Annotated in this window: 22 protein-coding genes and 1 pseudogene; 1 reads left to right on the forward strand and 22 read right to left on the reverse strand. The window is 36.6% G+C overall.

Annotation, left to right across the window (positions count from 1 at the left end):
• Window position 1: 1 nt before the first annotated feature.
• The 22 genes from HMPREF9969_RS02400 to HMPREF9969_RS02505 form a co-directional block, all read right to left on the reverse strand.
• Entirely contained in the window at window positions 2-286 is a 285-nt protein-coding gene (locus HMPREF9969_RS02400) for a hypothetical protein (protein WP_009434256.1), read from the reverse strand.
• Window positions 287-366: 80 nt separating this feature from the next.
• Window positions 367-726 carry a DUF4134 domain-containing protein gene (locus HMPREF9969_RS02405; RefSeq protein ID WP_009434294.1) on the reverse strand — a complete coding sequence of 120 codons (360 nt, stop codon included), beginning with the start codon at window positions 724-726 and terminating at the stop codon, window positions 367-369.
• Window positions 727-848: 122 nt separating this feature from the next.
• Entirely contained in the window at window positions 849-1,262 is a 414-nt protein-coding gene (locus HMPREF9969_RS02410; RefSeq protein WP_009434251.1) for a hypothetical protein, read from the reverse strand.
• Window positions 1,263-1,517: 255 nt separating this feature from the next.
• On the reverse strand, window positions 1,518-1,796 hold the full coding sequence (locus HMPREF9969_RS02415; protein WP_009434258.1) for a DUF3127 domain-containing protein: 279 nt from the start codon (window positions 1,794-1,796) through the stop codon (window positions 1,518-1,520).
• A gap of 33 nt (window positions 1,797-1,829) precedes the next feature.
• A complete protein-coding gene (locus HMPREF9969_RS02420; RefSeq protein WP_009434267.1) occupies window positions 1,830-2,489 on the reverse strand; it encodes a hypothetical protein in 660 nt (219 codons plus the stop codon).
• Entirely contained in the window at window positions 2,486-2,740 is a 255-nt protein-coding gene (locus tag HMPREF9969_RS02425) for a hypothetical protein (RefSeq protein ID WP_018911205.1), read from the reverse strand. Before HMPREF9969_RS02425 ends, HMPREF9969_RS02420 begins: the two co-directional genes overlap by 4 nt.
• 11 nt (window positions 2,741-2,751) lie before the next feature.
• Window positions 2,752-3,213, reverse strand: a complete 462-nt coding sequence (locus tag HMPREF9969_RS02430) for a hypothetical protein (protein ID WP_009434260.1) — start codon at window positions 3,211-3,213, stop codon at window positions 2,752-2,754.
• Window positions 3,206-3,910 carry a ParA family protein gene (locus tag HMPREF9969_RS02435; RefSeq protein ID WP_009434249.1) on the reverse strand — a complete coding sequence of 235 codons (705 nt, stop codon included), beginning with the start codon at window positions 3,908-3,910 and terminating at the stop codon, window positions 3,206-3,208. The genes HMPREF9969_RS02430 and HMPREF9969_RS02435 overlap by 8 nt, the downstream gene beginning before the upstream one ends.
• Window positions 3,911-3,921: 11 nt before the next feature.
• Entirely contained in the window at window positions 3,922-4,425 is a 504-nt protein-coding gene (locus HMPREF9969_RS02440; RefSeq protein WP_232212639.1) for a hypothetical protein, read from the reverse strand.
• A gap of 513 nt (window positions 4,426-4,938) precedes the next feature.
• Window positions 4,939-6,213: a type II toxin-antitoxin system HipA family toxin gene (locus HMPREF9969_RS02445; protein ID WP_009434280.1), complete on the reverse strand. Its 1,275-nt coding sequence runs from the start codon at window positions 6,211-6,213 to the stop codon at window positions 4,939-4,941.
• 3 nt (window positions 6,214-6,216) lie between these two features.
• Window positions 6,217-6,534 carry a helix-turn-helix domain-containing protein gene (locus HMPREF9969_RS02450; RefSeq protein WP_009434262.1) on the reverse strand — a complete coding sequence of 106 codons (318 nt, stop codon included), beginning with the start codon at window positions 6,532-6,534 and terminating at the stop codon, window positions 6,217-6,219.
• Window positions 6,535-6,599: 65 nt separating this feature from the next.
• Entirely contained in the window at window positions 6,600-7,229 is a 630-nt protein-coding gene (locus HMPREF9969_RS02455) for a hypothetical protein (protein WP_156787932.1), read from the reverse strand.
• Between the two features lie 109 nt (window positions 7,230-7,338).
• Window positions 7,339-7,572: a hypothetical protein gene (locus tag HMPREF9969_RS02460; RefSeq protein ID WP_009434270.1), complete on the reverse strand. Its 234-nt coding sequence runs from the start codon at window positions 7,570-7,572 to the stop codon at window positions 7,339-7,341.
• 253 nt (window positions 7,573-7,825) lie between these two features.
• Window positions 7,826-7,993: a hypothetical protein gene (locus HMPREF9969_RS12980; protein WP_004377534.1), complete on the reverse strand. Its 168-nt coding sequence runs from the start codon at window positions 7,991-7,993 to the stop codon at window positions 7,826-7,828.
• 25 nt (window positions 7,994-8,018) lie between these two features.
• A complete protein-coding gene (locus tag HMPREF9969_RS02465; protein WP_009434248.1) occupies window positions 8,019-9,614 on the reverse strand; it encodes a DNA cytosine methyltransferase in 1,596 nt (531 codons plus the stop codon).
• 3 nt (window positions 9,615-9,617) lie between these two features.
• Window positions 9,618-9,959, reverse strand: coding sequence for a hypothetical protein (locus tag HMPREF9969_RS02470; protein ID WP_018911214.1), 342 nt, complete (start codon window positions 9,957-9,959; stop codon window positions 9,618-9,620).
• A 124-nt stretch (window positions 9,960-10,083) separates the two neighbouring features.
• Window positions 10,084-10,377 carry a hypothetical protein gene (locus tag HMPREF9969_RS02480; RefSeq protein ID WP_036894717.1) on the reverse strand — a complete coding sequence of 98 codons (294 nt, stop codon included), beginning with the start codon at window positions 10,375-10,377 and terminating at the stop codon, window positions 10,084-10,086.
• A 5-nt stretch (window positions 10,378-10,382) separates the two neighbouring features.
• Complete coding sequence (locus tag HMPREF9969_RS02485) at window positions 10,383-10,694, reverse strand: HNH endonuclease (protein ID WP_036894719.1); 312 nt, start codon at window positions 10,692-10,694, stop codon at window positions 10,383-10,385.
• Between the two features lie 27 nt (window positions 10,695-10,721).
• A complete protein-coding gene (locus HMPREF9969_RS02490; RefSeq protein WP_232212640.1) occupies window positions 10,722-11,009 on the reverse strand; it encodes a hypothetical protein in 288 nt (95 codons plus the stop codon).
• A 106-nt stretch (window positions 11,010-11,115) separates the two neighbouring features.
• On the reverse strand, window positions 11,116-11,352 hold the full coding sequence (locus HMPREF9969_RS02495) for a hypothetical protein (RefSeq protein WP_018911217.1): 237 nt from the start codon (window positions 11,350-11,352) through the stop codon (window positions 11,116-11,118).
• Between the two features lie 222 nt (window positions 11,353-11,574).
• Window positions 11,575-11,880: a DUF3853 family protein gene (locus HMPREF9969_RS02500; protein ID WP_009434293.1), complete on the reverse strand. Its 306-nt coding sequence runs from the start codon at window positions 11,878-11,880 to the stop codon at window positions 11,575-11,577.
• A 177-nt stretch (window positions 11,881-12,057) separates the two neighbouring features.
• Window positions 12,058-13,368 (reverse strand): site-specific integrase, encoded by a 1,311-nt coding sequence (locus tag HMPREF9969_RS02505; RefSeq protein ID WP_036894727.1) that lies wholly within the window; start codon window positions 13,366-13,368, stop codon window positions 12,058-12,060.
• Between the two features lie 723 nt (window positions 13,369-14,091).
• On the opposite strand from HMPREF9969_RS02505, the pseudogene HMPREF9969_RS13125 reads away from it, so the two are divergent.
• A pseudogene (locus tag HMPREF9969_RS13125) lies at window positions 14,092-14,224 on the forward strand (Arm DNA-binding domain-containing protein); the annotation flags it as partial.

Genomic DNA, 14,224 nt, shown 5'->3' on the forward strand with positions numbered 1-14,224 from the left:
GCTAATAATCAAATAACCCTGTGTAATGTACAATTCCTTTATAACGTTTCTTTGCGTGTAATCCAAGTTTTTGCTTGATAAAGATGATGATAATTCCAGTACCAGCAATAACTGCAAGGGCAATAGCACCGGCAAAGAAATTAATTATAATGTTAAATACAAGAAAGCCAATAAAACCTAATAAGAATGTACCAGCAGCATAATAAATAAACTTTCCACGAATTCCCATCAACTCTAATGGCTTTTGTAGCCCCTTAAAGACAGGATAACTATTGAACTCTTCCATATCAAACAAATAAATATAGATTGATGAGATATACACCGATATAGCTATCGTTAAGCTATATCGGGTATATCCAGCTCAACCTATTTGAAGAACATTGGGAGTGCTGTAGCCATAGCTACCATAGCAACACAACCTCCAATAGTCATCATAATGGTCTTCTTCACATCTTGGTCACCATTCTGCATCTTAAAGTAGACATTAAATGCACCTACCAAAACAATGACAGCAGCGATGGCATACATCAGTTTTTTCACAGGGTCAGCGTAGCTGCTGATCTCAGTAGTAGCTGACGTAAAACCACCAGCACCTCTACTCTGTGCAAAAGCTTGTACACCGCCCATGAAGCCGAGCATGAAAAGGGCGATTCCACGATTGAGAGAACTCTTTGATTTTCCTGCCATCTTCTTGGCAGAGTTAAAATAATGCTTTAATTGAAACATTTAAATTATATTTTTTGATATTTCGAATTAAAGTACCGATAAAAGAAGCCTTTTAACAATTACCGCATAGTGATAAATCGTCTGGACGGCTTAGAACCTATTGTGTATTTTAAATGAAGATATTATATAGAGGAGGGTGTCATAGCTTTTACTACAATATCAAAGTTAGAGCCTTCCTCTTTGTTTTCTAACGAAGTTATCAGAGTAGAGAGGGTGTCAGCTTTAATACCTCCTGACATTGCAAAGGTAGTCCCACCTTCATCATTATTAGAATTTTCTGTAGCTTGTTCTACAGTCTTACCCTGAATGACATTTGAAGGAGAAGTCAATACAGACTTATCTTCTTCACTCCTGTCTTCATCAGCATTAAACTGGGTGAAGTCTCCTAATTCATCTTTAATATCTACTTCCTGCTCATCAACAGCAGCAGTGGTCACCACTTCACCTGACTTGTCGAAGTAGAGGTCATAAACGATATTGTAACCATAATAGCCAATATAGCCAATTATGATAATGGTCATGGATGTACCAAACATAAATTTAAATCTTTTAAATTTCTTCGTTTTCTACAAAATTTTAAAGTTCAGGTGAAGTGCTTTGCAGAAACTTTCACAAAAGTATAGCTTAATTTACAACTACACGTTTCCCAATGAAAAATACAACAATGAGGGAAATGAATTAGCTATAAAATAACATTTTACATAGTTTAGAATGCAATAATAACTACTTATAGATACAAAAGAAAAACGGACTACCTTTCAGTAGTCCGCTTAAATTAATTAACCATCTGGTTATTGCTGCTCCTTGACAACTTCCCATGGACGATTAGAGGGATAATAGTTACCACTCTTTTCTGTAGAACGCGCTGTATATTTTACAGTCACGACATCACCAACATGTACGTCGAACTTACTAATATTTTCTTCTCCAAAGGTTTCAAGTACCCAATGCTCGGGATACTGTTGCCCCTGTTCTTCAACAACCCATTGTTGAGAAGACCATTTCCCTCTCTGACTCTCACCTGTTTTTACTTCACCAATGGCAATTACCTTTCCATTACATTGTGACATAATTTTCTATATTTAAAGTGTTTATTGATAAAGTTAGTTCCTTATAAGCTCTTCTGCTATTTGATTTTCAGCCTCTCCATTCTCAAAAACAAAATCTATAGGATAGTATTCTTTGATTGGAGTAATGATATTGAAACCCAGCTTTTGAGCTTCATTTTCAATGTTATCGTGGCGACGTGTTTCGTCATCTATATAGACATTGATATCATTTCTTTCTACATCATATCTACATCGCTTTAAGCGGTCACGCATACGATATTTCTGTTTATTAGGGATTACTTTTAAATTTGTCTTAGGGTTTAAACCAAAGATTGCACGAGCACGTTCCTTCTTGATAAGACGAATACGAGCTTCTGACATTATTTTTTTTGTTGCTTCCTTGCTACGTTTCTTATAGCCCTTACTGGTCGCTTTGTTAATAATACTCTTTACTGATGACAATGATATATCCAATTTATCTGCAATGGATCTATAAGAGTTTAGTTCAGACATTTTAAGTACATTTGCTTCCAAAGCAGAATGTATCTTGCGTTTGGCACACACTTTCTTTAATCCTAACTCGTAAGCCTTCTTTTTCACCGAGGGAACTGAAATACCGAGGTGATTTGCTAAATTTCCATTAGTTTTAAAAGCATAGTTCTCTTTCAAGAACTGCTCCTTCTCTTCATTCCATATTGTTGTAGTCTTGCTCATTTTTCTTCTTTCTCAATTATGTTTATGATAGAACTGTCACTATTCTCTTGATAAAACATGGTAGAAGGACTTGGAGCTTTTTCCTCATTATAGAATAGCTTTCCTTGTTCATAAAGTTGCTCTCCTCTTTTGTACATAGACGGTGAAATGGCTACAACCCATGTCACACCAGCAATTAATAGTACTAAAATGTATTTTGCCATTTTTGATACTATCTTTGTTCCATATTTTTGAAAATAGTTCTTAATCATAGAACGTACATTTATAGCAATGATTTTTCAGACTTCCTATACTCGTTAAAATTCTTCTTATAATGAAGTATAAAACTTCGAAGAATAGCATTAACTACTGTCTGAGTAGTATAGCCTCCAACTACGTACTTCTTGAAAGTTGCAAGAATATCTTTGTCTACTTTGCAGAAACTTACATTTCCATCTTTCCCTACAGTTTTAGGCTGTTGGCTCTCTGTGGCACATTGTTCCCAAAAGGCTGTCCATAAGGCATCACCATTAACTATTTTTGGTTGCTCAAGCACCTTGGCTGATGTCTTGGAACTGTTCTTTTTTTTAGCTTCTGTAGGGGATGTTGATGATGCAATAGAAGGAACTGCTGCTGGTGATACTTCTACTTGACCATGAATGTCATGTAACATTCCCTCGAGTGTTCCCGGAAGTTCCATCATTGAAGATGCTGCTGCTGCGATATCTGTTTTATACTTAGTCATTGTCGTTTACTTTATAAATGGTTTTAAAGATAAAATCAAAGCACTGTTTTGTGAGTTTATCAGCTTTATCACTATTACTGATAGTATTGTAGCGTTCCAAATCGGCATAATTACCAATGCGAGGAGCAAGAATACCATATTTTTTGAAAAACTCATCTACAATCTTCCATGCTTGTAATTCACTTCCTTTACCTACTCGTACATCATACTTATTGCATACAAAGATAAATTGTGCTTTAATCTGTGGATAAGCTTGTTTTAAACGCAAGACTGCAAGAATAAATGCACGTGTTGAATCTATCGTATTCAAGTCATAGTGATAAGGACAAACAATATAATCCGCATTAGCAAGTAATTCTTTCATTCCCTCCTGTGTCAAACTTCCTGGGGTGTCTATGATAGTTGTTCCTGCTAATCCTCTTAAAGTTAGCATGATGTTTCGTGTGCTGGAAGGGTCTTTTATCGTAACAGACTGTACTTTATAAGGTATATCTTTCTGTCTACGACTATCATCTTTACGACGATTGGCAAAAGTTTGCTGGGGATCTGCATCAATGACAAGTAGAGACACGTTGCGTGTGTCTGATAGATAATTAGAAAACAAACCACATATAGTAGTCTTACCAACTCCGCCTTTTTGATTGGCAAAGAGGATAATCTTATTATCTCTGATTTGATTAGAATTGTCTACTTCCATATCAATTCCTCCTATTTTACTTTTGTAAAGCCATTCTCTGGGATAAAGCTGACACTAACGATATTATTTGTTGGCTTTATACTAATGCTAAGATTTTCGTTTCGGATTAACTTATCATCCTTGAAAACCTTTGCATGAACAGATACCTCTCCACTTTCTTCCATTGAATTAGTGAGAACAAGTGCTGCTGAGAATGATGAATACGCACCCTTTATTTGAGCTGATGCATACGAAAAAGGAGTGTTCTCATAGACTTGCTTCCAAATCATATTCACGTCCTGTCCAGTAGAGGTGTGCATAGTCATGCCTTTCCCCTTTAAGTCCCATACATGAAACTCAAGAACTGGATTAAACTTAGCATAGTCGCCCGATAAAGACAATTCCATTTTCATGACAGAATTGCTGTTGTTGATAACTTCCTGCTCATCGTCTGATTTTGAACTACACGATGTTAGAGCTATTGGCAAAGATGTACATACTACCAACACTGCAATAATAAAATAAGATTTCTTCATTTTTATCATATTTAAAATACACATTACTTTACTATGAGTTCTTAAAGAACTTGATTGTTACGGTTTTAATGAAAAACCTGCTAAAACAACAATCTCCATAGTTTGGTAGGTCACTTGAACAAATGTTCAGAGGAGCGGGACCCCATAACATGTAATTCGCTGACAACAGTACAAGTCTGCCTTTACACCTTAACAATAGGGGTCAGCAATGAAATATGATACTGCAAATATAGGTATAATATATGAGACCTGCAAGAGATTACACGATTATTTTATGATTGAATTAAATTATTATGTTTTTATGATTATTCTATTATACTGTCATATTATTATAACATCATCAAGGCATATTATAATTGTTTATGACTTGATGATGATTGTAATTTCTACTATCTTTTAAAGCCAACTCTGCCAGTATTAAGGTCTTCTTTTGTCTGTTGCTCATTTCCTTCCACAATACTGTAATCGTTTTCTTTAAGCTTTGCAAGAAGTAACTGACCTATTAGTTTTACCTCATCGATGAAGTCCTGACCCATATTGAAATTCCATACCTTGTTCAAAACGATTCGTAAAGTGTGTGATCTCTCGTCGGGGAAGTCCTATGTCCTCTGCCATATTCTCCCAGTACTTCATGTTTCTTGTTACATCCTTGATAATACCTCTTGCTGTCGTTTCATCCAACATATAAAACTCATGGGCATTATAAAGACTATTGAGAGAACTATCGTTCGAATTGGCATCAATAAGCAATGCTTGAAATATACTATTCGTAGGGTTCATGTCGTATGCAGGAGACAATTCCCAACCCTCCCTTCCAAGTAGGAACGAATGATTTCTAAAGTGATCGTCGGTATTACCAATACAGATATTGAAGGCAACTCGCTTGTATAGTTCTTCTAAATTAGCCTCTATATGGTTGCCACCTCTTGAAATGATAAAATCCACAATATCCAAATAGCCTTTTCCTGTTCTTTGTCCGTCGCCATCAGTGAAGCCAAGGATGGTAAGAGAAGAAGCCATGTGGATTCTCTTGTTGTCTTCTGTTCTATCAAATCTCTTTGAGAGAAGTATATCTTGACCATTCCCTGCCCTAATTATCTGTGTTTCGGCAACATTGATACCACATTCCTTAGCCATCAGATGGGCGAAGTGTTCCCATCGAGATACATTGATGTTGTCATTGATGGAAGGGAATTTGGCAAGATAAAGATGACTGCCACTTTGCACACAAGCCTTTGGACGTGCTCCCCCCATTGAGGAACCAGGTTGAAAAAGCCTTTGTACCCATTTCTTTTCAGGCTCTAAATGCTTATACTCACTTTTCTCAATCTCCTTAGCAGCTTGTAAAAGTTCATCAATGTGTATGGCAGGCGGAACACTATAACCAGGTGTAGAACTGATAAACGCTCCGCTATTTGAATCCTGAAAGCGAAAACCACCCATGCGCAGCTCATCTTCCACACCTTTGAGATAGTCCCAATCAGATAAGGTATGGCTTGCTTTCCCTTCTGTATCCAGCGAAGTACGCAAGTCTATCAGTCGTCGCCCCCATCTGTCAGGGAGTGCATCAGAAAAACAACCGAAGATGTGATTGTCTCGGCTATATTGTACCCCTGTATATGGACGGAGGTCTTGCCCAAAGTTAATTTTAGGAAAGGCTTTGAGCCAGTTTTTATTAAATTCAAAAGAAAATACGTCAGAGCCTCTTAGGTATTCATGACCAAGAGTGCCTACCTTCTCTTCCTTATCCATCCAGTCGAAACTGGCAATCACATCTATTTTTTCCATGTGTTACCTTTTTGAAGCTCGTTTCTTATTCTTAATACCTAGGTCCTGTACCATGTGCCCCAGCTTATCGTCTTTAGCCAAATGGAGTATATCCTCTTCAAGCTGCAGAGCATTGAGTACTCTCATAACAACACCAAGAGAAACCGTAGGCTCTCCTTTTTCTAAACGTGAGAGAGTAAGCCTTGTGCATTGCGCACGTTGTGCAACCTGATCCATTGTCAGATCTCTTCGTAATCGGGCAAGGCGGAATTGCTCTCCCACTACATTCAGTTTCTCTTGCAGTGCTCTGGTCATCCAGTTGGCTTTGGTGAATTTTGTCATAATGTATCTTTTGTGGTGCAAAGATACAATAAAATGTTTAGTTTATAATACTTTATTTGTTTTTCTTATAATATTTCTTCATACCACCGTTTTCTCCACTGGTCTATGCCATCTGAAAGTTGCTCCTTAATATATTTGTTCAATTCATTGAATAGTAGCTGAAAGTCTTTGTCATCTATGGTAAAGTTCCATTCAAAATCCACTGGCATAATGTATTTGCTATAAATCTCAATTCCTGGTAATAGATATTCTGCAACCTTTTTTACCGAGTCAAAATATTTTGCGTAAAAGAAGAATTGACTATCTTCCCATGTCTTAAAGTAATAGTTACCTACATTATCCTTTTCAAGATGCAGATCAATGACAAATCCATGTTGAGGAAAATCTACTTTTGTTATCTTACATCCATACTTTGTTACCTCCTCAATGAGCCTGTAGTTCATTGGGATTGTAGGGCATTTTTTAACTGTCTCCAAGTCTGGATCACCATAAGTATCTATGAAATCCCATGAAAGCCATAGGGCTAGCTTGTTAAACGGAACACCTTCCTTCTCTCTGCAAAGAAAAATGGTATCTTCCATAGTTTGCTCACACGTTTTCATTCCGAACTGTCCTCCTTCATCTGATATTACTGGATATACATTTTGCACGGGTATCTGACACTTACGGCAGGAAGCGTTTATACCGTCTTTCATGTCTGTAATAATAAACAAGCTACCAACTTGCAAATAAAGGCTACCCTGGTATAGGACTATTGGGTAAGGACGATCTAACTTTATAATAGAATGTTCCATCATACATCTGTTACGGTTTCTTCTTAAATATGTTGTCCAACAAATGTTTCTCTTCAATGGCTTGATTAACTAATTCGGGATTAACATATAAAAGAGTTTTTAAATCCTCTTCTGACAATATTTCCGAAACTTTTTGAAAGACATGTTGTATTTCATTGTGATGTTCCAGTGACAGATCGTTGTTACGGTCTGATGTGAATATAGCCGCTAAAGCATAGGCTATATCACTAATCTTCGTTTTCATTTGTTTATTCCTTTTGTAATGATAGTATAATACCAGCAACAATAGCTAATTTTGATATAGCCTCTGAAAACTGATGCCAATAGTTTATTTTGCATTTAGTAGCCTGAAACCAATACTTTCTTTTTCTTCTACTCTGATGCCATTTTACTAAATCTGTTGTTTTTTAAGAAATGTAACCATAACTCACACCTTCATTAGATTACGTACCATATTCTTATTAAACCAATACGTTCCACCAACCTTAGATTCATCTTTATAATTGTTCTGTTGCTTCAACCAGTGCCGGACGGATACGCTCCAATAAATTTCTTGCGTGTTCGACACGTGGGTCTTTCCTATCAGATGTATGTTGGGTATAGTCAGATAAGAGTTTCTCAACAATAGCAAGTTCACCCCATTCTGTTATTTCAACTTTTGTCATTGTCTTGTGATTTTTATATTGATTTCTATATTGCTATTGCTTTGGAAATAAGAGCTGCGCAAAGCGACTCGCAGAGTACCCTGCTCATGTTCACTTCAACGGCATTACCGATATACTTCTTCTGTTCGGCCTGGGTTCCCACAAGGATATAATTGTCAGGGAAACCCATGATGCGTTTCAGCTCATTTATATTCAACATGCGCATCTTGATGTCTATGATTCCGTACATGGCCATGAACTCCTTTATCTTGCAAGTCATTTCACTGTCCGTTTCAAATATCCTTATACCGATACCTTCTTCTGTGGAGATAAGGTAAGGGGGCATCTTATCCATCCGGGCAATCAAAGTGAAGCACGGCTTATTGATATCTCCACCTGCAGAGTTGAACTGTGGGTTCATCAAGAAACAGTCAACTACTTTTTGCTTCGGTGTTGTCAATACTGCAGGGCAAGGTGCATCAATGCTGGAAAGTTGACCACCAGCGGAGTATTCATTTGCCAAGAAACGACTTGATACCAATCCCAGCCTGTCTTTTGTGGTAAGCGTAGGGCATGGCGATTCAGCAGAATGGTTCCCTCCATTGCCATAGTAAGCAGTAACAAAGAAATGGTGATCCTTAGTGGTGACAGTTCCGGCAGGAATGTCTATCGATTGGTTCTTAGAATACGGATCTCCACTGAATGCTTTGGACATGAAGCTGACATTGGCAATACCCAGACGATTTTGGCAAGCAACAGTTGGGCAAGGCTCGTCAATTCCAGGAGCGGTGTATTTTCCTGTCTGGTTCATTGAATTATACTTAACAAGAAAGGTTTCCTTTCCACCGGCGACGAATTTGATTAGCCCTGCGTAAATTCGCTTTAAGGTTTTCTCGCATAGTGGCTTCTTCCTGTCAAAGATACTTTGACCTGAATCATCCATGTCAAGCACTTCTCGAACAGGCTTCCATTTCTTGTAGGTATGAAACATGCCACTATCACCATTCTTAGAAAAGGTAGGTACAGGAAATGCTATGGGAAGTCCTTTCTTCGCAAATTGACCGAAAAACCTCTTGCGTGAGGTATATGCGCCGAAATCGGCGGCATTCAGCAAACGCCAGTCATAATGATAGCCGTAAGAGATAACTTTATTTGTCCAACGAATATAGCTGCATCCTTTTAACTTCGAGATAGGGTGTCCTTTATCGTCCATGTCCCCCCAGCTCATAAACTCTTCCACATTTTCAATCTGTATGTAGTCAGGGTTTAGCTGCTCGATATAACGGAAAAGATGTTCTGCAAGCGTCCGACTGTCTGCATCGCGTGGTTGACCGCCTTTGGCTTTACTGAAGTTGGTACATTCAAGGGAAGCCCATAAGACAACTAAAGCTGATGGATATTTCATTCTCATTCGATTTAAGTGAGCTGTAAGACCGATAAGGTCAAGTGTGCGAATATCCTCGGTGAAGTGTAATGTGTTAGGGTGGTTTGCCTGATGCGATGCGATTGCATTCGCATCATGGTTGACACAGGCGACCACCCTCGCACACTTTGTTCCATCTAACTTTGCATGTTCAATACCGGTGGATGTTCCACCGGCTCCGCAGAACAAGTCTATATAGAGTAATTTGATGTTTTCCATTTGCTATTCTATATTACCTTCTACCTTGTAACCTTTATTCCGAAGATATGTAGCAATATACTCATCATCGTCAACATCTTTAAGTACGTCAAAAAGATAACCTTTTACATACTTCGCAATAGCTTCAGGAGAGGCTAAGTCTACGTGTTGTGATATAAACTCACATTTCTTTGTCCTACCTAATTGCTCAAACTCGTATTCTAATCCTTTAGAATTGGTGTCTTCAAACAATTTAGATATATCACCTTGATGATATAGCTTCCCATTAATATCCATTGCTGTACCATCACTGTAGTATTGCTTTAGCTCTACCACCTCACCTGTCTTTCTAAGTTTTGCTTTCATAATTTACTTTTTCAATTCAAGATAACTTCCGTCACATAATGTTGTCTCCAATTTTCTTATACCCTGAAACAGAATCCTGTTATCATGCTTGTCGAGGTAAAACATCTTACCTCCGCAACAGATATCAAGGAATGGACTTTTTATCATATTTGTTTTCTTTTGTATTTAATATTTCTTTACAGACATCTTCTGCTATTTCCCGAGCTTTGTCCTTGGTTACATACTGGTTTTCCTCGTTACCTGTCTTCTCAATACCGAAAATCAGAAAAAGAATGAAACTTAAGAAAACATATAACGGTATTACTGCTATCCATATCCTAAAATCTGCATTCATAAACCATGCGAAATCCAGTGTCGTCAGTGATGCAGACAGATATGTGATGACCGCTGCGCTTGTAAATGGAAATGAATCTTTCATCTTTTTCAGCTATTCTTAATTTTGCTATTGTTCTTATTACTTAATCTCGTTTCTTTCCGATGTTCTGCATCATAACGATTGTGACATCGTTGACACAAGGCACGCAGATTATCGGGATCGCAATGTTCTGGAGTATGATCAAAATGTGCTATTGTCAGAACAATATATGCTAACTTCCCAGTAAGTCCATTTGTCCGATATGTATGGTTCTCAACTCCACAGAACTCACAACAATTATTCGCTCGTTCAAGAATTGAAATTCTGATTTGTTTCCAATTCTTTGGATATCGTGCTTTATTTTCTGGTTTAATCGGCATACTATTGTCCTTTCGTTATTACTAATTTTACAGATTAGAACTTACAATCTGGTCTACAGACTCAAACTGTTGCTCGCCTAATAGTTCCTGGCACACATTGATTATATCAAAAGCCATGTCAGCAGCTTCTTTACTAGACTCGCTGCCAATTTTTTCTATCATTGACTTTTTGATGTATTTTAGTTCCTTATCACTAAACTCATCATCAAATTTAGCCTCAGTCTGTCGTGCTGTTACCTCAATAGTATAGCCATCCTCTCGTTTGAATGACATACTAAATTTACCAGCATTCATTCTTTGACATTGACTAACCATTATATCAAATTGGTTTGACAAATCTGTATTTTCTTTCATATCAAATATTATTTACCGAGTATTATCTAACTAATTGTTCTATAAAAATATTCCCTTTTTCAAGGGTCTATTTTTCTTCTATGTTTCCATCTTGTCGAATATGTTTGTTTTTCTCTTCATTTTTTCTATCTGCGTCAAGCATTAGTATGTCAATTTTATTTTCAACTCTAATTAGCCATTTCAAAATATTATAGAGGATGATTAATAATGATATACCAATTAAGAGTAAAGAAATTATTCCTACAGCATCTTGAATCGTTACACTTCCAGAAGTACTCACATAGTTTAATAATCTTTTTTCCATCTTATTGAAGTATTAATTGTACATGAAAATTATAATCATTGCATAAAGCTGAAATCTGTTTAACCAGTAATGGATCTTGATCACCATATGGGAAGAATATCATTCTTTCTTTGGTCAAACATCTTATTCCTTTCTTTCTTAGACTATAGAGTAAATTAGCTCTTCGTCCCAAAGATTTGTTCATAGTCTAATATGTCTTAGCCTTATGGCTCTATTCGAGTATTACTCAGACTTGGCATTTACCTTTAATAAGGTTCCTACCATATTCTTATTAAACCAATACGTTCCACCAACCTTTCTCATGGCACTATCAATTTTGCCACTCTTTACAATACGACACACCGTAGGTACACTACATTTTAGAAAATTTGCAAGAGATTTATAGCCTGATAACCAGCTATCTTCGTCAAAAAGCTCATTAGAAGTATTACCTTCATAGCTTTTATTATATGTGTTCATAAGCTCAACAAAATCCTTCACTGACAACTGTGCCAGTGGAGTCTCTAACAAACTTTGTGTTAATTCCATATTCTTCACTTTAATACATAAATTAATAATACCTGGCAAAAAGCCAAATCTCTGTCGCCTTGATAATTGTATTAAAGGATATTGGAGAGACTACTGTCTGATAAACCAATAATTGTATTAAAGTGTCTCGAAACGACGATACAAAGATAATAAAATCTATTTCATACTCCTTACTTTTTACTCATCAAATTGCTTCATATAAGAAGACTTCACTTCATCAGCTATATCAATATAAGGTTTCATAGCTTTGTAATCACTATGTCCTGTCCACTTCATAACAACACTGGGAGGAATTCCTTTTGCAAGAGCAGTACATATAAATGTACGACGACCGCAGTGAGTTCCTACAAGTTCATATTTAGGCTTTACCTCATCTATTCGCTTGTTACCTTCATAATGGGTGCTTTTTATAGGTTCATCTATTCCTGCTAATTTGCATAATGTATGAAGCCTCTTATTCATCTTCTGATTACTTATAATAGGCAGTACTTTTTTATCAGGGAAATGAATATCAGAATACTTGTCTAAGATAGCTTGTGATTTACTATTTATCTCTATGATTATTCTATCTGCTGTTTTTACAGTAACAATTTCAATCTTTCTATTGTGAATGTCTTCCCATGTCAGATTATTGACATCAGAATATCTTAATCCTGTATAACAGCAGAATAGAAATACATCACGCACTGCTTCAAGTGATGTATATTTCTCTGGGATTTTAAGGTTTTCTACTTTCTCCAATTCCTCTTGTGTTAAGAATATGACACGCTTACTTGCACTCTTCAATTTAGGCTTGAAGTGTTCAAAAGTATGATTAGTATGGTAGTCTTTCTCATAACACCAACGAAGATACCAACGTAAGAATCCAAGCTGTTTATTAATCGTGCTATTCTTCATACCTTTCTTTCCCATATAGTTTATGAAGTCAGCGATACCGTCTTCATTAAAATCTTCAAAGTTCAATTTTTTATTAAAGTCTTGTAAATGGTTACGTAAAGCTGCAAATTTTTCATAGGTCGCTGGAGTCCAATCATTGAGTTTGCCATTAACTTTCACAAACTCATCAAAACACTTCCAAAAATCGTTTTTCTTCTTTTTAGGTTTATTAATATCCACTTGGTGCACATTTATAGTACTATCTTTTTTAAATGATTCTTCCGTGGTTAGAGGCTGTGGATTGGTCTTAACATGAAAGGCATTACGCAATTCTTTAGGCGATGGTATGACCTGTCGTAACTCAAATTCACGAAAAACAGTAACCATACATGCTCTCATCTGGGACAAATGCTCATTAAACTCGTTAGTCACAGTTGTATTGCTATTTAGGGACATTATACGCTGTTGCCTATCGTCCCAATTCTCTTTTTGAATTACAAGTCCTGTCTGGAAATCCAGTCGATTCCCATCATATGATACACGCATACGAATCCTGTAACCAGCGTTTCTATAATTACGTATTGAAAATTTTATAGTTCTTTTTATAATCATATTTGATAATCTTTATTTCAAAGTTAATCAAATATACAGTTTTGCCCCACTTTTTGCCCCAATATTTCCCATTTGTAAAATAAAAACACTTTGCTGGCGAAGAACTGTTTTTTATTGGTATTTTTGAACCCCCTTTATATTGCCCCAAAGTTGCCCCACTTTTTGCCCCTCTTTTCTTCACGGAGTATTTGAACTATAATTATCAAAATATAAAATATCATTTCAAATAATATCAGCAACTTTTTGTTACTCAGTGATTTTTGATATTATTTGATATAAATCTTTAATGATTTTGTATAGAAGTCCACTTCCCTCTCTCTCCGCTTTAGGTGCTCTGAACAGACCAACAGAGAAATCCTAACAAAAACGTAAGTATCATAGCTACAAGTAGTTATGATACTTTTCTTTTATATCCATTCTTCTTCTCAGAGTACGTACAGAGGGGGTAAATACTCCCAAAATACTCTACAATGGCTACAATCTGGCTACACTTTTTGAGGCAAAATAAAAATTGTAGCCAAGAGTTCGTACAGAGTACGCATAGAGTACACGCAAATTGCTGTTATTCAAATAAATATGTCGAACTTTGCAGCGTGGTTACAGAAGTTTATCTCGCTAACAATTCAATCTTTTGGCTACAATTCTATCAGAAGCTGGCTACAATTATTGAATTTTGGCTACAACTTTCCTTGCCATGGCTACAATTAAACAACAGCAGCGCAAATGAAAACCATTTTCAGAGCAGTCTTCTATTTAAGAAGCAACTATGTGAACAAGGAGGGTAAAACACCCGTGATGTTGAGAATCTATCTCAACAACGAACGACTTTCCATTGGATCAACAGGCATTGCCGTTC

Source organism: Prevotella sp. oral taxon 306 str. F0472 (assembly GCF_000257925.1).
GTDB lineage: Bacteria > Bacteroidota > Bacteroidia > Bacteroidales > Bacteroidaceae > Prevotella > Prevotella vespertina.